22 protein-coding genes are annotated in these 23,189 nt (G+C 70.4%); 13 read left to right on the forward strand and 9 right to left on the reverse strand.

From position 1 onward, the window contains the following. The first annotated feature begins 84 nt into the window (after window positions 1-84). On the forward strand, window positions 85-1,455 hold the full coding sequence (locus ACQUQF_RS14595) for a geranylgeranyl reductase family protein (RefSeq protein WP_435179830.1): 1,371 nt from the start codon (window positions 85-87) through the stop codon (window positions 1,453-1,455). A 183-nt stretch (window positions 1,456-1,638) separates the two neighbouring features. Here ACQUQF_RS14595 and ACQUQF_RS14600 read toward each other — a convergent pair whose 3' ends face one another. From ACQUQF_RS14600 to ACQUQF_RS14610, 3 genes are all read right to left on the reverse strand, one after another. After that, window positions 1,639-1,791, reverse strand: a complete 153-nt coding sequence (locus ACQUQF_RS14600) for a hypothetical protein (RefSeq protein WP_435179831.1) — start codon at window positions 1,789-1,791, stop codon at window positions 1,639-1,641. Between the two features lie 224 nt (window positions 1,792-2,015). Beyond that, the gene (locus ACQUQF_RS14605) at window positions 2,016-2,762 is read right to left on the reverse strand and encodes a proteasome assembly chaperone family protein (protein WP_435179832.1); all 747 of its coding nucleotides are present in this window, start codon (window positions 2,760-2,762) and stop codon (window positions 2,016-2,018) included. Window positions 2,763-2,873: 111 nt separating this feature from the next. Beyond that, a complete protein-coding gene (locus tag ACQUQF_RS14610; RefSeq protein ID WP_435179833.1) occupies window positions 2,874-3,149 on the reverse strand; it encodes a hypothetical protein in 276 nt (91 codons plus the stop codon). A gap of 102 nt (window positions 3,150-3,251) precedes the next feature. Here ACQUQF_RS14610 and ACQUQF_RS14615 point away from each other — a divergent pair, with 102 nt between their 5' ends. Further along, window positions 3,252-4,160, forward strand: a complete 909-nt coding sequence (locus ACQUQF_RS14615) for an RsmB/NOP family class I SAM-dependent RNA methyltransferase (protein WP_435179834.1) — start codon at window positions 3,252-3,254, stop codon at window positions 4,158-4,160. Beyond that, entirely contained in the window at window positions 4,157-4,708 is a 552-nt protein-coding gene (locus ACQUQF_RS14620) for a DUF7122 family protein (protein WP_435179835.1), read from the forward strand. The genes ACQUQF_RS14615 and ACQUQF_RS14620 overlap by 4 nt, the downstream gene beginning before the upstream one ends. Before the next feature lie 18 nt (window positions 4,709-4,726). On the opposite strand, the gene ACQUQF_RS14625 is transcribed toward ACQUQF_RS14620, so the two are convergent. Beyond that, window positions 4,727-6,265: a DUF790 family protein gene (locus tag ACQUQF_RS14625; RefSeq protein ID WP_435179836.1), complete on the reverse strand. Its 1,539-nt coding sequence runs from the start codon at window positions 6,263-6,265 to the stop codon at window positions 4,727-4,729. A gap of 77 nt (window positions 6,266-6,342) precedes the next feature. Here ACQUQF_RS14625 and ACQUQF_RS14630 point away from each other — a divergent pair, with 77 nt between their 5' ends. Next, window positions 6,343-6,744: a hypothetical protein gene (locus ACQUQF_RS14630; protein WP_435179837.1), complete on the forward strand. Its 402-nt coding sequence runs from the start codon at window positions 6,343-6,345 to the stop codon at window positions 6,742-6,744. A 37-nt stretch (window positions 6,745-6,781) separates the two neighbouring features. On the opposite strand, the gene ACQUQF_RS14635 is transcribed toward ACQUQF_RS14630, so the two are convergent. Next, the gene (locus tag ACQUQF_RS14635; RefSeq protein ID WP_435179838.1) at window positions 6,782-8,131 is read right to left on the reverse strand and encodes a DEAD/DEAH box helicase; all 1,350 of its coding nucleotides are present in this window, start codon (window positions 8,129-8,131) and stop codon (window positions 6,782-6,784) included. A gap of 161 nt (window positions 8,132-8,292) precedes the next feature. On the opposite strand from ACQUQF_RS14635, the gene ACQUQF_RS14640 reads away from it, so the two are divergent. The 7 genes from ACQUQF_RS14640 (at window position 8,293) to ACQUQF_RS14670 (ending at window position 17,441) form a co-directional block, all read left to right on the forward strand. After that, on the forward strand, window positions 8,293-8,751 hold the full coding sequence (locus tag ACQUQF_RS14640; RefSeq protein WP_435179839.1) for a luciferase family protein: 459 nt from the start codon (window positions 8,293-8,295) through the stop codon (window positions 8,749-8,751). A 114-nt stretch (window positions 8,752-8,865) separates the two neighbouring features. Next, the gene (locus ACQUQF_RS14645) at window positions 8,866-9,549 is read left to right on the forward strand and encodes a nucleotide exchange factor GrpE (protein ID WP_435179840.1); all 684 of its coding nucleotides are present in this window, start codon (window positions 8,866-8,868) and stop codon (window positions 9,547-9,549) included. Window positions 9,550-9,762: 213 nt separating this feature from the next. Further along, a complete protein-coding gene (dnaK, locus tag ACQUQF_RS14650) occupies window positions 9,763-11,679 on the forward strand; it encodes a molecular chaperone DnaK (RefSeq protein WP_435179841.1) in 1,917 nt (638 codons plus the stop codon). 109 nt (window positions 11,680-11,788) lie between these two features. Continuing rightward, on the forward strand, window positions 11,789-12,952 hold the full coding sequence (gene dnaJ, locus ACQUQF_RS14655; RefSeq protein WP_435179842.1) for a molecular chaperone DnaJ: 1,164 nt from the start codon (window positions 11,789-11,791) through the stop codon (window positions 12,950-12,952). Between the two features lie 332 nt (window positions 12,953-13,284). Then, window positions 13,285-14,304 carry a CPBP family intramembrane glutamic endopeptidase gene (locus ACQUQF_RS14660; RefSeq protein ID WP_435179843.1) on the forward strand — a complete coding sequence of 340 codons (1,020 nt, stop codon included), beginning with the start codon at window positions 13,285-13,287 and terminating at the stop codon, window positions 14,302-14,304. A 36-nt stretch (window positions 14,305-14,340) separates the two neighbouring features. After that, on the forward strand, window positions 14,341-15,222 hold the full coding sequence (locus tag ACQUQF_RS14665) for a hypothetical protein (RefSeq protein WP_435179844.1): 882 nt from the start codon (window positions 14,341-14,343) through the stop codon (window positions 15,220-15,222). A 197-nt stretch (window positions 15,223-15,419) separates the two neighbouring features. Next, window positions 15,420-17,441, forward strand: a complete 2,022-nt coding sequence (locus ACQUQF_RS14670) for an AMP-binding protein (protein WP_435179845.1) — start codon at window positions 15,420-15,422, stop codon at window positions 17,439-17,441. Between the two features lie 16 nt (window positions 17,442-17,457). On the opposite strand, the gene ACQUQF_RS14675 is transcribed toward ACQUQF_RS14670, so the two are convergent. The 3 genes from ACQUQF_RS14675 to lonB all read right to left on the reverse strand — a co-directional run bounded on the left by ACQUQF_RS14675 (window position 17,458) and on the right by lonB (window position 20,782). Next, on the reverse strand, window positions 17,458-18,210 hold the full coding sequence (locus ACQUQF_RS14675) for a hypothetical protein (RefSeq protein WP_435179846.1): 753 nt from the start codon (window positions 18,208-18,210) through the stop codon (window positions 17,458-17,460). Window positions 18,211-18,407: 197 nt separating this feature from the next. After that, a complete protein-coding gene (locus tag ACQUQF_RS14680) occupies window positions 18,408-18,605 on the reverse strand; it encodes a hypothetical protein (RefSeq protein ID WP_435179847.1) in 198 nt (65 codons plus the stop codon). A 164-nt stretch (window positions 18,606-18,769) separates the two neighbouring features. Continuing rightward, window positions 18,770-20,782, reverse strand: coding sequence for an ATP-dependent protease LonB (gene lonB, locus ACQUQF_RS14685; protein WP_435179848.1), 2,013 nt, complete (start codon window positions 20,780-20,782; stop codon window positions 18,770-18,772). A 170-nt stretch (window positions 20,783-20,952) separates the two neighbouring features. Between lonB and ACQUQF_RS14690 the strand changes: the two genes are divergently transcribed. After that, window positions 20,953-21,471, forward strand: a complete 519-nt coding sequence (locus ACQUQF_RS14690; protein ID WP_435179849.1) for a nicotinamide-nucleotide adenylyltransferase — start codon at window positions 20,953-20,955, stop codon at window positions 21,469-21,471. 50 nt (window positions 21,472-21,521) lie between these two features. Here the strand turns inward: ACQUQF_RS14690 and ACQUQF_RS14695 are convergent, their stop codons facing one another. Beyond that, window positions 21,522-22,193: a high-affinity nickel-transporter protein gene (locus ACQUQF_RS14695; RefSeq protein WP_435179850.1), complete on the reverse strand. Its 672-nt coding sequence runs from the start codon at window positions 22,191-22,193 to the stop codon at window positions 21,522-21,524. A gap of 184 nt (window positions 22,194-22,377) precedes the next feature. Between ACQUQF_RS14695 and ACQUQF_RS14700 the strand changes: the two genes are divergently transcribed. Beyond that, complete coding sequence (locus ACQUQF_RS14700) at window positions 22,378-23,151, forward strand: SAM hydrolase/SAM-dependent halogenase family protein (protein ID WP_435179851.1); 774 nt, start codon at window positions 22,378-22,380, stop codon at window positions 23,149-23,151. The last annotated feature ends 38 nt before the right edge of the window (window positions 23,152-23,189 follow it).

A 23,189-nucleotide genomic window follows, 5' to 3' on the forward strand; every position in this document is an offset into this window, starting at 1 on the left:
ATCGCCGGCTCCGTCGGTGTACCGGGGGCAGAATCCCGGTCGGCGTATAAAGAGTTTTGCCCCCTCCGTCTCGTAGCCGAAGGTATGGCTACGCACGAGCGCGACATCGTCGTCGTCGGGGCGGGGACGGCGGGCTGCTACGCCGCCGCGACCGCCGCGCGTGAAGGGTACGATGTCGTCGTAGTGGAGCGCAAGAGCGAGGAGGAAGCGGGCCACATCGCCTGCGGCGACGCCCTGAAGGGCGCGGACGCCTTCCCCGAGGCCATCCCGAAGTCCCAGCTCGAGCCGTCGTTCACCAACACCGGCGTCGACCACGGCCGGTTCGAGATCCCCCAGGAGGACACGGTGCTGGAGATCCCGGTGCCCGGCGAACTGGCGGTCATCGACCGCTGGGAGTACGGCCGGCGCATCATCGAGGGCGCCGAGAACGCCGGCGTCGAGTTCCACTACGACACGGTGGTCAAGGACGTGACCCAGCGCGAGGACGGCCGGGTCACCGGCGTGCGGGGCAAGCGCAACGGCGACATCCAGCGCTACGACGCCGACGTCGTCGTCGACGCCGCGGGGGCGCTGTCGATCCTCCAGGACAAGGCCGACCTCGCCGACGCCACCTTCGACACCAACGTCACCTACTCGCAGTTCTGCTCGGCCTACCGCGAGATCGTCGAGGTCGAGGAGCCGGTGCCGTGGGACGACGCGCTCGTGTTCAAGCCCACCTCGCGGGCCGCGGGCTACCTCTGGTACTTCCCGCGGACCGACACCGAGATCAACGCCGGGCTGGGCTTCCAGATGAACGAGGAGCCGATGCACCTTGTCGACGACCTCAAGCGCGACCTCCGAAACCGGGCGGAGTTCGACGGCGCGACGGTCAAGGACAAGCTCGGCGCCGCCCTCCCGACACGGCGGCCCTACGACTCGGCGACCGCGCCGGGCTTCGTGGCGGTCGGCGACGCCGCGGGCCACGTCAACCCGACCACCGGCGGCGGCATCGCCGGCGCGGCCTACGCCGGCAAGTACGCCGCCGAGGCGGCGATGGACGCCATCGACGAGGGCGACGTCGGCGAGGCCAACCTCTGGGAGTACAACCAGCGCGTGATGGACCACTTCGGCGCGCGCTTCGCCGGCCTGGACGTGTACAACATCTTCTCGACCGCGGTCGACGTCGACGACCTGATGGGGCTGCTCGGCGCCCTCCCGGCGAACAAGCTGGCGGAGGCGCTGTACTCGGGGTCGGCCAACATCGGCTGGTGGCTCAAGATACAGACCGCGATCAAGTCGTTCGGCCACTGGGAGCTCATCTACGACCTCTACCGGGCGAAGAACCTGGCCGACGACCTCATCGACCACTACGAGCGCTACCCGAGCCGCCCGCAGGGGCTCGAACCCTGGCAGCGCGAGCGCGACAGGATCATGGACGACATCTACGCGACGACCGGCGCCGAGCCGAAGTACTAACTACGACCTTCAACCTTTTCCTGCGGTCGCGCCCCGAGAGGCGCTCCCTTGGAAAACGTTGATGAAAACCACTGCGCTCCTCCCTCCGGTCGTCGCTTGGGTCGCTCGCTCACGTTCGTTCGCTCGCGGCGAAACGGCGCTCCGCGCCGTATGCTCACGGTCAACTCGGCAGTCGGGCTTTCGTTACTCCGACTCGGCCTGCTCCCGAAGCTCCTCCACGTGGTTCTCCAGCCGGCTCAGCGCCGCGTCGGCGTCCATGTACCCGTTGTCGTACTCGCTGTACACCGTGTCCGCGTCGCGGAGGAACTCCGAAACTGCGTCCTCGAGATCGCTCATACCGTCTCGAATGCGCCGGGCCGGGTTAGGTCTGATGAAGTCGCGCCGAGAACGCGTTCCCCCGCAGTCCACCAGCATACGGCGCGAAGCGCCGTTTCGCCGCGAGCGAGGGCGGAGCCCGAGCGAGCGGACCAAGGGAGGACCGGAGGGACGACCGCAGCGTTTTTCATGAAAGTTTTGCCAGGGAGAGCGCGCCTACGGCGCGCTCGACCGCAGCAAAAGTTTCATTGGAACATCCGGAGCGGCTGGGCCTGCGAGCTCTCGTCGGTCTCGGCCTCCTGCATGCGCCGGGCCAGCTCCTCCTTCTGCTCGCTGATCTCCTCGGCGCGCTCGACCAGGTCGTCGGTGTCGACCTCGATGCCCGTCAGCGGCGCGATGCCGTGCTCGATGAGGATGCGGGCGGCCTCCGGGTCCGGGAACTGCGGGTCGCTCTCCACGATGAGGCCCAGCGCGTCGAGCCCGCGGGCGTCGGCCTCGTAGAGCAGCGACCCCGTCGGCCCGCTGACCGCGCCGCGCTCGCGGGGCGTCTCGACGTCGTGCTCGTCCAGCCGGTCACCGGCGTCGCCGGTCGCGACGCCGTAGAGCGTCGGAACCTCGCCGGCCTCCTTCCCGTCGGGCAGGCCGCTCATGTAGACCGGGGTGGCCTCGCGGTCGGCGATCCAGTCGGTGACGCAGGCCGCGAACTCCGAGGCAGCCGACGCCGACACCGGGACGTCGCTCTGGAGCGCCACCAGGTCGCGGGACTCGTCGGCGTAGAGCCGGACCGGCGGCCGGAGACCCCGGCTGTCGTCCTCGTAGACCGCGAGCCGGGGGAGGCCCTCGCAGTCGATGCTGGCGTAGTAGCTCATCCCGAACGTCTCGACGAGGTGGTCGGTCGCCAGCTTGCCGACCAGCCCGACGCCGGGGAGCCCCTCGACCAGCGTGGGTCGGTCCAGCGAGACGTCGTCGTCGTGGATCGTGACGCTTGCCATGCCCGAGTGATTGTGCAGCGGCCGCATAAAGCTCCCGGGCGGTGACGCGTCGAAAAAAGTGTCACCGCCCGGTCCGCGCGCCGGGCGTCCGCCGCGGGTCGCGGACCGGGGTCAGGTCTCGGACTCGGGGTCGGCGGTGTACGCGAGTTCGAGTTGCAGCACCGCCGAACACGAGATGTTTTCGACCTCGAAGTCGATGCCCTCGACCTGCTCGTCGAGGTAGCCGTTGCACCGGCCCTCCTCGATGATGTTCTCGACGGTGGCCGGCGAGCCGCACCCGGGACAGTCGAAGTAGTAGCCGCTCTCGCTCTCGTGGAGCGCGTCCTTGTCGAGTTCCATGCGCGCCGCGTTCTCCCAGTCGAGGTCCACGGGGTCGTCTCCTGCCATGGGCGGACAGACGACGGAGGGACGGGTAACGCCTACGGCCGGCGGGGCCGCGCTCGCGGGCTTCCGAAACCCACAAGCGCGGCTCGCGCCAACCCCCGCCCGATGGAGACACTGGAGCGGTACGAACCGCTGGTCGACGACTTCGAGGCGTTCCTCGAGGCCTGCCGGCGGCCGCTGCCCTCGGTCGTCCGGGTCAACACGATCAAGGCCACCCCCGAGCGAGCGACGGCGGCGCTCGACGAGGAGGGCGTGGGCTGGACCGACCGGGAGTGGTCCGACACCGTGCTGGAACTCGACACCGACTCCCCCGGCAGCACGTGGGCGTCGTACCACGGCTGGATCCACGGCCAGGAGGAGGTCTCGGCGATTCCCGCGGAAGTGCTGGCGCCCGAGCCGGGCGAGCGCGTCTGGGACGCCTGCGCCGCGCCGGGGAGCAAGACGACCCAGCTCGCGGCGCTGATGGACGACGAGGGGCTGGTCGTGGCCAACGACAACAACCTGGGCCGCCTGTCCGCGCTGCGGTTCAACACCGAGCGGCTCGGCGTGACGAACGCCGCTGTCACGAACGCCGACGCCAGGAACTTCTCGCTCAAACCGTTCGACTTGGACGCCTTCGACAAAGCGCTGGTCGACGTCCCCTGTTCGTGCGAGGGAACTGTCCGGAAGAACCCGACCGCGCTCGACGACTGGACGATGGACCACGTCCGGAGCGTCGCCGGCGTCCAGAAGGGCATCCTCCGGCGCGCCGTCCAGGCCACCAGGGAGGGCGGGACCGTGGTCTACTCGACCTGCACGTTCGCGCCGGAGGAGAACGAGGCCGTGCTCGACCACGTGCTGGCCGAGGAGGACTGCCGGCTCGTCGAGTTCGACGTCGGCCTCGACTCTCGGCCCGGCGTCACCGAGTGGGACGGCCAGGAGTTCGACGAGAGCGTCCGGAAGGCCCGGCGGTTCTACCCCCACCACAACGACACCGGCGGGTTCTTCTGCGCGAAGCTGGAGGTGGCGGGATGAGCGACGAGCCCGGGGGGCGCGACGGCGAGCGGACCGGCGACGACCGACCCACCAACGACGGCCAGCGGTTCGACCGGCTGCCCGAGACCGCAGACGACCGCGAGGTCGCGGGCCGGGCGACCCGGCGGGAGGTCGTCGACTGGTGGGACGAGCGGTTCGGCGTCCCGCCAGAGACGTTCGACGGCTACACGTTCTGGGAGAAGGGCAAGGGCAAGATCTGGATCCTCCGCGGCGACGTCGCCTCGCCGATCCGCATCGAGGCGCTGGGCATGAAGTTCCTGCGCACCCGCCAGGAGCACTGGAAGCCGACGACCAACGCGGTCCAGCGGTTCGGCCGCGAGGCCACGAGGAACGTGATCGAACTCGCCCGCGAGCAGGCCCGGACGTTCGTCAGGGGCGAGGACCAGGAGCTCGACTGGGACGGCGACTGGGGCTACCTGGTCGCGACCCACGACCTGGCGGGCGAGCCCGAACCGCTCGGCGTCGGACTCTACGTCCACGGCGAACTCCGGAGCCCGGTGCCGAAGGGTCGTCAGCGCGACCTCTGACGCGTCCCGTCTGTCGCGTTACTCCGACGCCTTCTCTCTGATCGTCCCGCCGCTCAGCCCCTCCCACTCGACCGCGAAGCCGAGCTCCGACAGGACCGCGCTGGCGTCCTTGATCCCCCGGTCCGCGAGCAGCGCCTCGGCCTCCGAGAACGCCATGCCGGCCTCGACCGCGGTCGCCAGGTCGTCGAGCACGCCGGGCCGGACCAGCGTCCGGCCTACGCGCTCGTGGTCGGGGAACGACTTGTCCGCGACGGCGTCCTCGCTGACGCCGTGCTCGGCCGCGAGCGCTTCGAGCGACACGACGTCCGCCTCGGGGACGAGTTCGTCGGGGAGGTCGGCCGCGCTCGCGGCGACCAGGTCGTCCTCGTAGCGCCGGAGGGCGTCGCGGACGTCCTTGAGCCGGATGGTCCCGGAGTAGGGGATGGCGCGGTGGTCGCGGGCCTCGACGTCCTCGCCGACGCCCAGGCTCTCGTCGACCGCGACCAGCAGCTCGACGTCCTCGACGCTTTCGAGCTGCGAGAGCTTCTTCTCGACGTACTCGGGCGTCCAGAAGCCCATGACCTCGAAGAAGACCCGGAAGTCGGCGTGGTGGTAATCGAACGCGAAGTCGGGGATCATCACCCGGGCGCCGGTCTCGAGGGGCTCGGGCTCGCGGGTCAGCGCCCAGTCGAGGTCGAGCGACTCGAACCGGGCGGCGAAGTCGGCCTCGACGCCGCTGTCGAAGCTCACGTCCGCGACCGGTTCGGTGCCCGGCACCCGGACCGGGTCGTCGTCCGAGAGCTCGAGGGTGCGCTCGGTGCCGTAGTCGTCGACGGTCGCCGAGAGCGTCCAGGCGTCGGCCTTGGCGACGGTCCGGAGCAGGCGCGCGAACCGGGTGCCGTACCGCCGGGTCGACCGGAAGAGGGCGTCGGGGCCGGTGACGACCACCTCGCGGTCGGAGACGCGGCGCTCGCGCCGGCTGTCGCCCTCGGTCTTGCGGATCTCGTACATCAGCCGGAGGCGCTTGACCGCCGAGACGAGCGCCCGCGGGTCGGCTGTCCGGACCCGGACCTCGGTCGCGTCGAACAGGGCGGTCTGGGCCAGCGAGAGGTTGTACTGGGCGAGCAGTTCGTCGGGGTCCCACCGCGCGTCGAACCGGGTCATGACCTGTCGCTCCTTGAGGTCGGCGTACAGCGCGTCGGCCACCGCGTCCGGGCCGACGCTGAGGCGGTCGCTCGCGGCTCCGAGGGCAGTATCGCGCTCGGCCTCGGTGACGACGCCGACGGCCTCCGCTTCCTCGAACGCCGCCCGGCGGGCGCGCTCGGGGTCGACCGCGGCCTCCGTCTCGAAGCCCGCCTCGCGGTCGAGCAGCTTGGCGAATCCCCGGACCAGCTTGAAGTGGTCGGCGTCGGCCTCGAGGTCCTTCAGCGCGGCGTCGAGGGCCTCGCGGGGCTCGCCGACGTGGCCCTGGTAGGTGCCGAGGACCCTGGCGGCCAGCGGGCGGTGCTCCCGGCCCGCGAACCGGGGCCGGTAGCCCCCGCCGGCCCGCGAGACCCGCAGCAGGTCCTTGGTCAGCATGGCCGGAGAGAGGGGCGGCGCGTACAAAAACCGTCGGAAGACAGAAGACTCATCCCGGTGGGCTCGGACCCTCGGCTATGCGCAGGCGTGACGTGCTCAGAAACGGTGCGGCCCTCGGCGCGGCGGTGGGCCTCGGTGCGCTCGCCGGCTGTACGGGCGGCGACGACGAGTCGGACTCGGCGGCGTCGCTCGCCCAGACGGGGTTCGACCGGCGGAAGAGCGAGTCGGGTACCCTCGTCGTCACGGTGACCATCGAGAACACCGGCACCGAGGCGGGGACCGGCGACCTCTACGTAACCGTGACCGCGGCCGAGCCGGCCGGCGGGAACGGGACCGCCGAGGACGGGACCGTCGCTAGCCGGGAGTCGCGGGACGTCACCGTCCCGGCGGGCGAGACGAAGACCGTCGAGATCGAGTTCGACATCCCCTACGAGCAGTTCCGCCAGAAGGGCTCCATCAACATCGACTTCCGGCCCTGAGAGCCTCGTTCAACTCGGTCTCCGTATCCGACTTCTCCTACCGCCTGCGCTCGGCCACGCGCTCCTCGGCGGTCTCGGCGCTGACGACCTCGTACAGCAGCGCGGGCCGACCGTCGTCCTTCGGCCGGAGGATGCGGCCGAGTCGCTGGGTGAACTCGCGCTCGCTGCCGCTTCCCGACAGCACCACCGCGACGTTGGCGTCGGGGACGTCCACGCCCTCGTCGAGCACGTTCGAGGTGACGACCCGCGAGTAGTCGCCCTCGCGGAACCGCTCCAGGATCTCGCGGCGCTCGGCCGCGCCGGTCTGGTGGGTGACCGCGGGCAGGAGGAATCGCTCCGAGAGCCGGTAGACCAGGTCGTTGTGCGCGGTGAAGACGATGACGCGGTCGCCGCGGTGGTCCGCGAGGATGGACCGGAGTGCGTCGACCTTCGCGTCGCTGTTCATCATCACCTCGCGGGCGCGCTGCTTGGCGAGCAGCGCCTCGCGGGCCTCGGGGTCCGAGCCCGAGCGCTTGACCAGCTCCTGGTAGTCGCTGCCGCTCTGCATCCGGATGTCCGACCGGGCGAGGTAGTTCGTGAACACCTCGTTGGCCGCCTCGTAGCGCTCGCGCTCGGCATCGGTGAGCTCGACCTCGACGCGCTTGACGTCGTAGGGCGCGAGGTGCTCGCCCGCCAGCTCCTCCGGGTCGATGGCGTACACCTTCCCGCCGACGAGGTCCGCGACCACCTCGTGGGCGCCGTCGGGCCGCTCGAAGGTGGCGGTCAGCCCCATCCTCGCCGGGGCGGCCAGCAACCGGGCGATGTCGCGGTACCCCTCGCCGCCGAGGTGGTGGACCTCGTCGAAGATCGCGAGGCCGAACCGGTCGCCCAGTTCGTCGGCCCGGAGGTACGCCGAGTCGTAGGTCGAGACGGTGAGCGCCTCGACGGTCTGCTCGCCGCCGCCCAGTTGGCCGACCGGGACGCCGAACTCCGATTCGAGTTCGCGGCGCCACTGCTCCAGCAGGTCGATGGTCGGGACCACGACGATCGTCGCGGTCTGGAGCGACTCGATGGCCTTCAGGCCGATGACGGTCTTGCCGCTGCCGGTGGGGAGTTCGAGCACGCCCCGTCTGCCGGCGTCCTCCCACGCCGAGAGCGCGTCGCGCTGGTACTCCCGGAGCTCGTAGGTCGAGGCCACGTCGGGGAGGTCGGGCGCGTCGAGGACCGCGTCGTCGTAGTCGGCGCCCTGGCGGGCCAGCGCGTCGCGGAGGGCGGCGTACCGGAAGGCTGGCGCCCGGCGGGTCTTCGACCGGGCGTCGGCCGCGGCGTGGGGCAGGTCGAGGGCGGCGTCCGGGTCGGTCTCGACCCGGACGGTCCCCTCCTCGAAGGTGAGCGTCGCGTCGGGCACGGTTCGGTCGATTCTCGGCGCTCCGTCGCCTTAAGAGGTCGGTCGCGGGATCGTCGGAGTCGGGGCCAGTTCGACGCTAGGGGGACCTCGGGCTCGCGCCAGACTCACGGCCGGCGGGCAGGCAGATTAAGTTGCCGGGCGGCGAAGCCACGTACGAAACCATGGGGGACCAGGACAAACGTCAGGCGGCGCGGCTCGTCGACCGCGTCATCGAGGAGGTCGCCGCGTGGCCCCACGTCAACACCAACGAGCACCGCTTCGAGGGCCGGGAGTTCACGCTCGGCCCCCGCGAGGTGGGCCACGTCCACCGGTGGGGAATCGTGGACGTGCCGTTCACCAAGCGGTTGCGTGACACCCTCATCGAGGAGGGCATGACCGAGGAGCACCACGTCGTCCCCGAGTCGGGGTGGACGACCATGTACGTCGAGGACGACGAGGACGTCGACCGGGCGACGTGGCTGCTCCGGTTGTCGTACCTCTACCACGTCAACAACCTCAAGAAGACGCCGAAGGGCGCCGAGATGTTCGACGAGATCGACGTGGCCGAGGAGCTGGACGAGCTGGGGATCAGCGACGGGGTCCGCGCGGCGTTCGAGCGCCGCGGCGTGATGGAGTCCTGACCGGCGAGCGCCCCACCGGCAGCGGGGCCTCGCGGCGCGGCCGGCCTCCGGGCCTCCCGGGAAACCCCGCCCGCTTTCTGAATCCTTAAACGCGCCCAACCGTTTGTACCGCGTATGACCGACGAGGAAGTCACCGAGCAGGTGCGGGAGGACGCCGACAGCGAGGTCGCCGAGGAGGAGAACGCCGAGCGGTCAGCGGCAGCCGACGCCGACGCCGACTCCGACGCCGAGGCGCAGGCAGCGGCGGACGCGCTCGGCCCGACCAGCACCACGCTCGTCGCCGAGGTCGCCATCGAGGACGAGTCGCTCGCCGAGGACCTCGAGGACCACCTCGCCGAGCTCGAGGCCGAGCGCGAGGAGGCCAGCGAGCGCGCCGACGAGCTCGAGTCGAAGCTCAAGCGCGAGCGCGCCGACTTCCAGAACTACAAGAAGCGCGCGAAGAAGCGCCAGGAGCAGCTCCAGGAGCGCGCGACCGAGGACCTCGTGGAGAACCTCCTCGACGTGCGCGACAACCTCAAGCGCGCGGTCGAGGACGACCACGACGACGTCGAGAGCCTCAAGGAGGGCGTCGAGATGACCCTGAAGGAGCTCGACCGGGTGTTCGAGGACGAGAACGTCGAGGAGATCGCCCCCGAGCCCGGCGCCGAGACCGACCCGCAGCGCCACGAGGTGATGATGCGGGTCGAGAGCGAGCAGCCCGAGGGCACCGTCGCCGACGTCTACCAGCCCGGCTACGAGATGGGCGACAAGGTCCTGCGGGCCGCCCAGGTGACGGTTAGCGAGGGCGACGGGGAGTGAGCCCGCCGGAGAACCGCCGGGGAGCGAATCCCGGTGGGTCACCGGGGCCGACGTGACGCGAAGTGGAGTGGAATTGCGGTCGGATATATAAGTATGTCATTTTCGGGCACAGGTCGGCGCCGAAATCGAAAGACGGCGCTCCGATCGCTCAGATCGCCCGTACGCCGAGACTAGCAAGGCTTAAACGGAAGAACCCGCAACGTATCGAACAAGATGGCGAGTAACAAGATTCTGGGCATCGACCTCGGTACCACGAACAGCGCGTTCGCGGTGATGGAGGGCGGCGACCCGGAGATCATCGTCAACAGCGAGGGCGAGCGGACCACGCCCTCGGTCGTCGCCTTCGACGACGGCGAGCGCCTCGTCGGCAAGCCCGCGAAGAACCAGGCCGTCCAGAACCCCGAGCGCACGATCCAGTCGATCAAGCGCCACATGGGGGAGGACGACTACACCGTCGAGATCGACGGGGAGGAGTACACCCCCGAGCAGATCTCGGCGATGATCCTCCAGAAGATCAAGCGGGACGCCGAGGAGTACCTCGGCGACGAGGTCGAGAAGGCGGTCATCACGGTCCCCGCCTACTTCAACGACAAGCAGCGCCAGGCGACCAAGGACGCCGGCGAGATCGCCGGCTTCGAGGTCGAGCGCATCGTCAACGAGCCCACCGCGGCGTCGATGGCCTACGGCCTCGACGACGAGTCCGACCAGACCGTCCTCGTCTACGACCTCGGCGGCGGCACCTTCGACGTCTCCATCCTCGATCTGGGCGGCGGCGTCTACGAGGTCGTCGCCACCAACGGTGACAACGACCTGGGCGGCGACGACTGGGACCAGGCCATCATCGACTACCTCGCCGACGAGTTCGAGAGCGAGCACGGCATCGACCTCCGCGACGACCGCCAGGCGCTCCAGCGCCTGAAGGACGCGGCCGAGGAGGCCAAGATCGAACTCTCCTCCCGGAAGGAGACCGAGGTCAACCTCCCGTTCATCACCGCGACCGACGAGGGGCCGGTCCACCTCGAAGAGAGCCTGACGCGCGCGAAGTTCGAGAGCCTGACCAGCGACCTCATCGACCGGACGGTCGGCCCGACCGAGCAGGCCCTCGAGGACGCGGGCTACTCGAAGTCCGACATCGACGAGGTCATCCTGGTCGGCGGCTCGACCCGGATGCCCCAGGTCCAGGAGAAGGTCGAGGAGATGACCGGCCAGGAGCCCAAGAAGAACGTCAACCCCGACGAGGCGGTCGCGCTGGGCGCGGCCATCCAGGGCGGGGTCCTGTCGGGCGACGTCGACGACATCGTGCTGCTCGACGTGACGCCGCTCAGTCTCGGCATCGAGGTGAAGGGCGGCCTGTTCGAGCGGCTCATCGACAAGAACACCACCATTCCGACCGAGGAGAGCAAGGTGTTCACCACCGCGGCGGACAACCAGACCTCGGTCCAGGTCCGCGTGTTCCAGGGCGAGCGCGAGATCGCCGAGGAGAACGAGCTGCTCGGCGAGTTCCAGCTGACGGGCATCCCGCCCGCGCCGGCCGGCACCCCGCAGATCGAGGTGTCGTTCAACATCGACGAGAACGGCATCGTCAACGTCTCGGCCGAGGACCAGGGCTCTGGCAACCAGGAGGAGATCACCATCGAGGGCGGCGCCGGCCTCTCCGACGAGGAGATCGAGCAGATGCAGCAGGAGGCCGAGCAGCACGCCGAGGAGGACCAGCAGCGCCGCGAGCGCATCGAGGCCCGCAACGAGGCCGAGAGCGCGATCCAGCGCGCCGAGACGCTGCTCGACGAGAACGAGGAGAACGTCGACGACGACCTCCGCGAGGACATCGAGGCCGAGATCGAGAGCGTCCGGGAGGTCCTCCAGGACGAGGACGCCTCGAAGGACGAGCTCGAGTCGGCCACCGAGAGCCTGAGCGAGCAGCTCCAGGAGATCGGCAAGCAGATGTACCAGCAGCAGGCCCAGGCCGGCGCGGGCGGCGCCGGCGCTGGCCCCGGCGGCGCGGCGGGCGCCGGTCCGGGCGGCATGGGCGGCCAGGCCGGTCCGGGCGGCGCGGGCGCCGGCGCCGCCGGCGACGACGAGTACGTCGACGCCGACTTCGAGGACGTGGACGACGACGAGGACGACCAGTAGGAGCGACGACGAGCAACCGCGGGACGCGGAACCCGGCCGTTCGGACGCCTGAGCGCCGGCGCGGCAACGGACCCTTGAAGTAACTCCGACTTTTACCGACTCACAACGAATGAGCGAGGACTTCTACGACGTGCTCGGCGTGAGCAGAGACGCCGACGAGGAGGAGATCAAGGCGGCCTACCGCGAGAAGGCCACCGAGTACCACCCCGACGTCAGCGACGACCCGGACGCCGAGGAGAAGTTCAAGAAGATCAAGAAGGCCAAGGAGGTGCTGACCGACGAGGAGAAGCGCCAGGCGTACGACCAGATGGGCCACGACCGGTTCGAGCAGGCCGAGAAGCGCGGCGGCTTCGACGGCGGCGCCGGCGGCGGCCGCGGCGGCATGGGCGGCCAGGGCCCGTTCGGCGGCGCGGGCGGCGCCGGCGGGATGGGCGGCATGGGCGACATCTTCGAGCAGTTCTTCGGCGGAGGCGGTCGCCGGTCCGACCGGCCCCAGCAGGGCCAGGACCTCCGGACGCGGCTGACCATCGACTTAGAGGACGCCTACGAGGGCGTCCAGAAGCAGGTCAGCGTCCGCCGGCCCGAGCGCTGCGACGACTGCGGCGGCGAGGGCCACCCGCCGGGCACCGAGTCGCACACCTGCCGGGAGTGCAACGGCCGCGGCCAGGTCACCCAGGTCCAGCAGACCCCGCTCGGCCGGGTCCAGCAGACCCAGACCTGCCGGCGCTGCGGCGGCGAGGGCGAGATCTACGCCGAGACGTGCTCGACCTGCGGCGGCGACGGCACCGTCCGCCGGGAGGCCACCCTCTCGGTCGAGGTGCCGGCGGGCATCCAGTCGGGCCAGACCCTCCAGATGGAGGGCGAGGGCGCGCCCGGCCCCAACGGCGGCCCCAACGGCGACCTGCTCATCGAGGTCGAGATCGAGGACCACCCCGACTTCGAGCGCGACGGCGACGACCTCCGGCGCCAGCAGCCCGTCTCGTTCCCGCAGGCGACGTTCGGCGACACCATCGAGATCCCCACGCTCGACGGGACCGTCGAGATGGACGTTCCCGCGGGCACCCAGAGCGGCGAGACGTTCCGGCTCCAGGGCAAGGGGATGCCCCGGCTCCGCCGGCGGGGCCACGGCGACCTCTACGTCCAGGTCCAGGTCGTCACGCCCACGGAGCTCAACGACGAGCAGAAGGAGGCCCTCCAGCAGTTCGCCGAGGCCGGCGGCGAGGAGGTCAGCGTCGAGGAGGGCTTCTTCGAGAAGATCAAGAACTCCTTCTAGACCACCTTTTTTCTTCGTCGGGTGTCCTCGTTCGCTTCGCTCACTGCGGGCACCCTCCTCGAAAAAATGTGGATCAAAAAAAAGGCCGCTCGCTCGGGCTCCGCCCTCGCTCGCGGGACAGCAGCTCGAACCGCTGTGAGGGGTAGCTGCGCGGCTCAGCCCATCGTCGTGTCCGTATCGACCGCCCAGTTCGATCTGGATGGGCAGAGCTCGTCGGGCTAACGTCGAGTAATCCGCTACCACCGCTGCGATTTCGGGGAGACCGAAGCCGAGTCGAATCCCGGGGACGGCGGAGCCGAGCTTTTTGACGACGGGGTCCCTACTCCCGACCGATGCCGCCAGCCCCGATGTACGAGTCGTTCGCCGCCGTCACCCTGCTCGTCCTGGGACTGCTCATCCTCCTCGCGCGGGCCTCCGAGGCGATGTTCGCGGGGGCCGACGGGGACGACCGGGACGACGCCGACGACGGGGGAACCGCCCTCCCCGAGACCGGCGCGGGTCGCATCGAGCGCCACCGCGACGTCGGCGCGAGCCGCGCCGAGCGGATCGAGCGCCGGGTTCTCGACGACGCCGAAGGCGACGACGACGGCGGGAACGCGAGCCCCTGGGACGACGCGGACCGCGGGGACGCGCCGTGGGGCGAGAACGAGGCGGAGACCGACCCCAGGCGGGACCCCGAGGGCGCGTCGGGCGAGCGGAACCCGGACGGTCGCGACCAGCAGCCGGGGCTGGAGCGCAACGAACTCCACGTCTCGACCGGTGCGCTGCTGGCGAACGTCGCCTTCAGCCAGGGGCTGTTCGGCGCCGCGGTGGTCGGCGCGGCCTGGCTGGCGAACGTGCCCCTGCCCGCGCTCGGGGTCGATCTCTCCGATCCGTGGAGCGTCGGCCTGCCGGCGGTCGGGCTCGGCGTCGCGGTGGGCGTCGCGCTGTACGTCGCCAACGAGCTCTCTGCGACGGTCGTCGACGCCGCGGGCGTCGAGTACTCCGAGGGGATGCGGGAGGCGCTGGCGCCCGACACGGCCGTGGGCTGGCTGGTGCTGCTGGGCGTCGTGCTGCCGGTCATCGCCTGCTTCGAGGAACTGCTGTTCCGGGCCGCGCTGGTCGGGGCGTTCGCCGCGGGGTTCGGCGTCTCGCCGTGGGCGCTGGCGGTCCTCTCGACGGTCGCGTTCGCGATCGGCCACGGCGCGCAGGGGCCCGGCGGCGTGGCGGTCACCGGCCTGCTCGGGTTCGCGCTCGCGGCGGCGTTCGTGCTCTCGGGCAGCCTGCTGGTCGTCGTGGTCGCCCACTACCTCGTGAACGCCCTGGAGTTCGGCGTCCACGAGGGGCTCGGCATCGAGTGGGCGCGGGACTAACACTTATAGGACTGCTGAAACTACTCCGAAGTGACAGTGAGCACCGACACCTCGTCCCCGGAGTCGACCGCAGCGACCGCCGAGAAGTCGGCAGAGGCGGACGCGGCCGACCCGTTCTTCGGCTTCGTGATCGGGCTGTACGCCGCCGCGCTGGCCGCGCCCGCGGTCACCGTCGGCGTCGCGCTGGCCGTAACGACAGCGGCCCCGGTCCTGCTCGGCGCGTTCCTCGTCGTCGGGGTCGTCGCCGTGGGCGCCGGGGCGCGAATCGCAGGCCGGCGATCGCTCGCGGTCCGGCTCGGCGAGAGCCGGTGGGCGTGGCTCGCGCCGCAGACGGGCTTCGCGTACCTCGGGGGGCTGCTCGTCGCGGGCGACGGGCCCGCGTCCGGCGCGGTGGTGGGCCTCTCGCTGCTCGGGGCGCTCGGCGCCGGCCTCGTCGGCACCGGCCTGGTGTTCGCGGCGCACAACCGCCACGCGAAGGCCGTCCTGTCGGAGTCGGCGCTCTGCGTCGAGTTCAGCGCCCGGGGACCGGCCCGCGACCGGAAGCGGGTCCACTGGGCGGTCGGCGCGCTCGTGCTCGGCGGGATGGTCGGTCTCGCGGCGTCGGTCGCGCTCGAACTCGAATCGGCGAGGTGGCTGTTCCACCTGCTCGTCGCGGCGGGCGCCGGGCTCGTCGGCGTGACCACCGAGCGCACGTTCGCGGTGGCCGACGCCGGGGTCCGAATCGGCACGCCGGTCCACAAGCGCGTCCGGCCGTGGACGTCGTTCGAGAGCTACTCGCTGACCGACGACGCGCTGGTCCTCCACCGCGACGGCTGGTCGATGTGGGGGCTGCGCGACGTGCGCCGGGATCCCGCGGACGTCGAGGACCTCGCGGCGGTGACCGCGGTGCTCGACGAGCACCTGCCGCGGAAAGAGTAGTCGTACTGCGAACGAGCACCGCGAGTGAGCAGGCCGAGCGACGACCAGTGCGAGCGGCGTAGCCGCGGGCACGGGAGGAGCGACGGCTTTTCATCGACGTTTTGCAAGGGAGCACCTCTCGGGGCGCGACCGCAGTAAAAGGTCGTTGAGCAAGTTACTTGGCACGTCCCCGCAACATTTGCCAACAGGAGGAGACCATGGATACGCTCGAAGACGTCGACGAGGTCGTCCACGAACCGAGCCGGGAGTTCGTGGAGTCGACCAACGTCTACCAGTTCATGCAGCAGCACGGCATCGACGACTATGACGAACTCATCGAACGGACCACCACCGACGTCGAGGGGGTCGAGGCGTCGGGGGTCGAGTGGTTCTGGGACGAGCTGGTCGACTACCTCGGCATCGACTTCTACGAGGAGTACGACGCGGTCCGGGACGACAGCGAGGGCCCGCAGTTCTCCGAGTGGTACCCCGGCGGCGAACTCAACATCGCGCACAACGTGGTCGACCGCCACGCCCGGCCCGACAGCGGGACCCGCAACACGGTCGCGTGCATCTGGGAGGGCGAGGACGGCGAGGTCCGGGAGATCACGTTCAACGAGCTCCGCCGCCAGTCCAACAAGGTCGCCAACGCGCTGGAGGAGCGCGGCGTCGGGGCGGGCGACACGGTGGCCCTCTACATGCCGATGGTGCCCGAGGTCATCTCGATCCTCTACGGCGCGTTCAAGGTCGGGGCCGTCGCCGTGCCTATCTTCTCGGGGTTCGGCGTGGAGGCCACCGCGACCCGCATCGCGGACCCCGAGTGCTCGGTGCTGTTCACCGCCGACGGCTTCTACCGCCGGGGCGACGAGGTGTCGCTCAAGGACACCGCCGACGAGGCCATCGAGGAGGCCGGGCACGTCGAGCACACCGTCGTCTACGACCGGTTCGGAACGCGGGAATCGGCCGAAGACGACGAACCCGACATCCCGTGGCACGACGACCGCGACGAGTGGTGGGACGACGCCGTCGAGGCCCAGTCCGACGAGTACGAGACCAAGTCGATGGCGTCGAACGACGAGTCGATGCTGCTGTACTCCTCGGGGACCACCGGCAAGCCCAAGGGCATCGTCCACACCCACGCCGGCGCGCTGCTGCAGGCCGCCAAGGAGATCTACTTCGGCTTCGACCACAAGCCCGGCGACCGGTTCTTCTGGGTCAGCGACATCGGGTGGATGATGGGCCCCTGGACGCTCATCGGCAACCACGCCTTCGGCGGCACCGTCTTCATGTACGAGGGCGCGCCCGACTACCCCGAGCCCGACCGGTTCTGGGCGATGATCGACCGCCACGGCATCTCGACGTTCGGCATCTCGCCGACCGCCATCCGGGCGCTGCGCAAGTACGGCGACGAGCACGTCGAGCGGCACGACCTCTCGACGCTCCGGCTGCTCGGGTCGACCGGCGAGCCCTGGGACCCCGAGAGCTGGCAGTGGTTCTACGAGAAGGTCGGCGGCGGAGAGGCGCCCATCATCAACATCTCGGGCGGCACCGAGATCATGGGCTGTTTCCTGATGCCGATGCCCATCCAGTCGCTCAAGCCCTGCACCCTCGGCGGCCCGGGGCTAGGCATGGACATCGACATCGTGAACTCGCAGGGCGAGTCCATCGCCGACACCCACGAGCGCGGGTTCCTCGTCGCTCGCGACTCCTGTCCCTCGATGACCAAGAGCCTCTGGGAGGGCGACGAGCGCTACCTCGAGGAGTACTGGTCGACGTTCGAGGACCCGCCGCTGTGGGACCACGGCGACTGGGCCCAGAAGGACGAGGACGGCTTCTGGTTCCTCCACGGCCGGGCCGACGACGCCATCAACGTGGCCGGCCGGAAGGTCGGCCCCGCCGAGGTCGAGGGCGCGCTCATCGACCACGAGGCCGTGAACCAGGCCGCCGCGGTCGGCGTCCCCGACGACACCACCGGGCAAGCGGTCGTGGCCTACGTCATCCTAGAGGAGGGCCGCGAGGTGAGCGACGCGCTCCGGGAGGAGCTGCGCGAGCAGGTCGGCCAGGAGCTGGGCAAGCCGTTCAAGCCCCGCGAGATCCTGTTCGTCGACGAGTTCCCCAAGACCCAGTCGGGCAAGATCATCCGGCGGGCCATCGAGGCCACCTACACGGGCGAGGAGCTCGGCGACATGAGCAGCATCGAGAACCCCGACGCACTGGACGAGCTCGAAGCGGCGCAGTAATCGACTTCAGACGACCTCAGAAGACGTCGCCGGGTCGGACGACCTCGTTCTCGGGTGCGTCGCGTCCTCCCGTCCCATCGACGGCGAAGTCACCGACGGCGTCGTCGTCGGGGAGCAGAATCGTCGCGCCGGCCGACAGCGGCGCGACCACGCCCGCGACGACGGTGCCGGGGTCCGCGAAGGGCGCGCGGACCGCCACCTCGTCGCCGAGTTCGAGCCCCCAGTCGTCGGCCACCTCGCGGGCCGCCGAGAGCAGATCGGCGTGCGAGAACTCGCCGCGCTCGGTCGTCAGTGCCACCGTCTCCGGGTCGACCGGCGTCTCGGGGAACGCGGGGTTCTCGCTCCAGACGTCGCGCTCGAAGTGGGCGATCGCGGGGTCGTCGGGCGGGCCGCCGTAGCCGACCCGCTGGCTGCCCGGCGGGACCGGGTACCCGCCGACCTCGTCGCTCGGCGCGACCACGACGCGGGCGTCGACGTTCGACGAAGAGTCAGGTTCATCGCCCGCGCCGTCGGGGTCCGGGAGTCCGAACCGGGTCCGGGCGCCGAGCAGCGCGGCGCCGAGGAACGCGAAGACGGCCTCGGGTTCGGGGTCGTCGGCGACAGCGACGGTGGCGTCCTCGTGCACGCCACGCCGCCGCCAGAAGTTGCCCGTCTTCCACGCCGTGTTGCAGAACCGCCGGTAGTCGTAGCGCCGGGTCTCGCGTGGCGCGACCAGCGCCGGGTCCCCGCTCCGCCTGTCGCGGGTCACGAGGTCGCCGAGTGCGTCCATGGTCTGGGATTTGTGCGGCGCGAGAAAAGCGGCGTCGGTTCGCGCCGCGGCGAGGGGACCGAATCCGGCTCCACGCGGGGATAGCGGAGACCGTCGAAAAGCTGCACGAGGCGTGGTTCGAGCCGGTAATCCTGCAGGTGACCCTCTGGTGTCGACCGTACCCGAAAGAAGGGGACTACTGATCCGGCCGGCGCCCGCTACTCGGCGTCGAGTTCGTCCGCGAACTCGACCTCGGTCGCCCCGTCGCGGCCCGACAGCCACGTGCTGACCGCGACCGAACTTCCGGTCAGCAGCCCGACGCGGGTGCCCAGTCGCTCGCCGCCGACCTTCCGGACGACGGTGCTGGCGACGACGAACGCGACGATACCGCCGAGGAGACTCTTCTTGAGGCCCATAGTCTGACAGACGACAGGTAGCCTGAAATAGATGTCCATCGCGGCCGGGCGTGGGAAGCCGTGGCGCGGCGCGGTTCGACCGGGCGGGGCGAGTGACCGACCGCGCGAATCGTCGGCGCGGTCGCTACTCGACGCGAAAGAACGGAAGAACCGAGAGAACCGCGTTACTGCGGGCTCGGGCTGCCGGTGCCCGAGCGGCCGACGTCGCGCTCGAGCGCGGAGCCGGTGATGTTCTTGAGCCGGTCGACCAGGCTGTCCTTCTCGGCCTCGCCCGCGAGGGCGACCTCGAGGACCTCGCTAATGTGGTTGACCGGGATGATCTCGATCTGCTCCTCGTACTCCTCCTCGATCATCACGTCGTCCTCGTTGGCGGCCGGGATGATGACCCGGTCGAGGCCGGCCTTCGCGGCGGCCTCGATCTTATGGGTGACGCCGCCGACCGGCAGGACGTCGCCGCGGACCGACAGCGAGCCGGTCATGGCGAGGTCCTGCTCGACCGGGATGTCCTCCAGCGCCGAGATGACCGCGGTGGCGACCGTGATGGACGCCGAGTCGCCGTCGACGCCCTGCTGGCCGGCCTGGACGAACTGGATGTGGACGTCCTTCTCGGAGATGTCCTCGTCGCTGAACTTCTTGATGATTGCCGAGACGTTCTGGACCGCCTCCTCGGCCATCTCCTTGAGCTGGCCGGTGGCGATGACCTGGCCGGGCCCCTGCGAGGGCGTGACCTCGGCCATCACGGGCAGGACGATGCCGGAGTCCTCGCCCATCACGGCGAGGCCGTTGACGCGGCCGGTGACCTCGCCCTGGTTGACGGTGAGCTCGTAGTCCTTCCGGCGCTCGATGTAGTCGTCGGCGACCTGCTGCTCGATGGAGCGGCTCCGGCGCTTGGCCTGGAGCACGTCCTCGCGGGTGGTCTGCTCCTTGCTCTGGGCGCGGGCGATGTCGCCGGCGACCCGGACCAGCCCGCCGAGGTCGCGCAGCCGGAGCGTGAGGTGGTCCTTCCGGCCCGAGCGGCGCTGGGCCTCGAGGATGACCTCCTCGACCGCCTCCTCGCTGAAGTGGGGCAGCCGGCCGTCCTTCTCGACCTCCTGGGCGATGAACCGGGCGTACTTCCGGCGCATCTCCGGGGTGTCCTCGATGGTGTCGTCCATGTACACCTCGTACCCGTACCCCTTGATGCGCGACCGGAGCGCGGGGTGCATGTTCTCCATCGCGTCCATGTTCCCCGCGGCGATCATGATGAAGTCGCAGGGGACGGGTTCGGTCTGGACCATCGCGCCCGAGGAGCGCTCGGACTGGCCCGTGATGGAGAACTCGCCCTCCTGGATCGCGGTCATCAGCTTCTGCTGGGACCGGATGTCGAGGGTGTTGATCTCGTCGACGAACAGCACGCCCTTGTTGGCCTTGTGGATGGCCCCGGCCTCGACGCGGTCGTGGCTCGGGGTCTCCATCCCGCCGGACTGGAACGGGTCGTGGCGGACGTCGCCGAGCAGCGCGCCGGCGTGGGCGCCGGTGGCGTCCTCGAACGGCGCGGTGGTCTGGTCGGCCTGGTTGACCAGCAGGTTCGGGATCATCGCGTCGTTGCCCCGCGAGCCGTAGCGGAACGCGAGGTAGATGACGCCGGCCGCCAGGATGCCCAGCAGCGGCCGGGTCGCGATCAGCAGCGAGTACCCCACCACGATGGCGATGATGACCCACATCAGGAACGACCGCATCTGGTTGCGCTTGCGGGCCTCCTCCTTGTGGGCGTCGATGATCTGTTCGCCCTTCCCCGCGGGGACGGTCCGAACCTTGGGTTCGTTGCCGTCGTCGGGGTTGTGGTAGACGAGCACGTCCTGCAGGTCCTCCTTGGGCAGGAGTTCGCTCATCGCCTTCGCCAGCATGGACTTGCCCGTGCCGGGCGTCCCGATCATCATCACGTGGCGGCGCTGCTTGGCCGCCTTCTGGACCACGTCCCGGGCGTGGTCCTGCCCGATGACCTGATCGACCAGTCGGTCGGGGATCTCTATCTCGTCGGTGGTCTCGATCTCCAGTCCGCCGAGCAGGTCGTCCTCCACTGCCTCCTCGTCGTCGACGTCGGGTTCGACGTCGCTACCGAGGTCCTCGAACGCCGAGCCCTCCCGCTCGGCGGTCTGCTCCGGGGACGGAGCCTCGTTTTCGGTGTCCTTACTCATAGAGCTGTCCTGTGCGTACCTGAATTGTGGGCTGCTGAATTGATATACTTTCTCCCTCGATTCGCGGGAGGCGGCGACGGTGAACTCGGACGCAGCGGCGGTCTACGAGCCGTTTCGGCCGGACGGTCCGTCTCGCCACCCTTATAAAACCTCCCGGCGCAACGATACGTATGACCCGCGGGTTCTACATCGGGCGGTTCCAGCCCTACCACAACGGCCACCACAACGTGGTCGAGAGCATCGCCGAGGAGGTCGACGAACTGGTCCTCGGCATCGGGAGCGCGGGCGACTCCCACACCCAGCACGACCCCTTCACCGCCGGCGAGCGCATCATGATGATAACCAAGTCGCTTGTCGACCACGACCTGGTGACCTACGCCGTCCCCATCGAGGACCTCGACCGCAACTCGGTGTGGGTCAGCCACGTCCAGAGCATGAGCCCGGACTTCGACGTCGCCTACTCGAACAACCCCCTGGTCATCCAGCTCTTCAAGGAGGCGGGAGTCGAGGTGCGCCAGTCGCCGATGTACAACCGGGAGGTCCTGGAGGGGACCGAGGTCCGCGACCGCATGATCGAGGGCGGCGACTGGGAGCGGCTCGTCCCCGACGCCGTGGTCGAGGTCGTCGAGGAGATCGGCGGCATCGAGCGCATCCAGCGCGTGAGCGACTCGGACAGCAACGGCGAGTGAGACGGCGACGACCGGCGGGTCGTTCCCCCGGAGGGGCCACGGGAGCCGAGTCAGAGGGGGACGCTGACGCCGCCGATTTCGGCGAGCAGTAGCACCCCCACTGCCACGCTGGCGACCCCGGCGACCAGACGGAGCGCGGCGGTCCGGCCGACGACCCGGCCCCAGCCCCACGACGCCGCCGCCATCGAGGCGACGCTCGCGACCGCGAACCCGACCAGGAAGCCGGCGCCGGCGGCGACCGTCGGGGCGGCCGCCGCGAGCGCCACCACGACCCCGCCGCTGCCGGCGAGCCCGTGGACGACGCCGACGGCGAACGACTCCTCGTCGGCGTGCGAGTGGACCAGGCCGACCTTCCGGACGCCGACCGCCAGATGGGAGTGGTCGGCGCCCTCCCCACCGGCGGTCCCGCGGTGGGTGTGCCGGAGGATCACCGTCCCGAGCGCGTCGCGGCCAGCGAGCGCACGGAGCCCGAGCGCGATCAGGACGACAGCGACGAGCGCCTCGAACCCGGTCGCGACGCCAGACGGGATCCGGACGTCCAGCGCGAGGAAGAGCCCGCCCAGGACGAGGATCGGGACGGAGTGGCCGACGCCCCACGCCGCGCCCGTCGACGCCGGCCGGTCGCCGTCCTCGACGAGGGTGGCGACGGCGGCGACGTGGTCCGCCTCGAAGGCGTGTCTCGCCCCGAAGACGCCGCCGACCAGCAGTGCGGTTCCGAACATACCCGGTCTCCGGGTCCGAGCCCCAAATAGGTGTTCGAATCCGAATCCGGCCCGGGCGCCGGAGGCCGCCCGGGACGCACGCCCGGTTCCCGCGCCGGACGCCGGGCTCCTACACCGGACGTCCCGGTTCCCGCGCGGGTCGAGAAGTGGTGCGCTTTAGACCGACGAACCCGAAGCCCCGCCCATGATAACCCTCACCTCGGACTTCGGCACGCCGTACCCCGCGGCGATGAAGGGCGTGATGCTCCAGCGAACCGACGCGCGGCTGGTCGACGTGGGCCACGACTTCCCGCGCCAGGACGTCCGGACCGCGGCGTTCTGGCTCCGGGAGGTGCTGCCGTACTTCCCGCCGGCGGTCCACCTGGTCGTGGTCGACCCCGGCGTCGGCACCGACCGGGCGGCGCTTGCGGTCCGGGCGGGCGACCACGCGCTCGTCGGCCCGGACAACGGCGTCCTCCCGCCCGCGGCCCGGGAACTGGCGGCGCAGGCGACCGGCGATGAGAGCGACGTCGAGGTGTTCGAGGTCGAGTACGAGGACGAGGCGACCGAGAGCACCACCTTCCACGGCCGGGACGTGTTCGCGCCCGCCGCCGCGGCGGTCCACGAGGCCGGCGTCGCGTCGTTCCACGAGCGCGACGACGTCGCACCGGTCGACGGGTACGAGGACCTCCGGTTCCCGGAACCGGAGCTCGGAGACGACGCCGCGGTCGGCGAGATCCTCGTCGTGGACGGGTTCGGGAACGCGGTCACCAACGTCCCCGGCGAGCGGCTCGACGGCCGGGCGTCGGTCGCGGTGAACGGCGAGTCGGCGCCCGTGGCGCGGGCCTACGCCGCGGTCGACCCCGGCGAGCGGCTCGTCACCGTCGGGAGCCACGGCAACGTCGAGCTCGCGGTCAACCGCGGCCGGGGCGACGAGGCGTTCGGCGTCGAGGTCGGCGACGCGGTTCGCGTCGAGTGAGCGCAGGGTAGAGAACGAGCGCGAGGCGGACCGACGTC

It is taken from the genome of Halorussus sp. AFM4, assembly GCF_051194995.1.
In the GTDB taxonomy this organism is placed as follows: Archaea; Halobacteriota; Halobacteria; order Halobacteriales; family Haladaptataceae; genus Halorussus.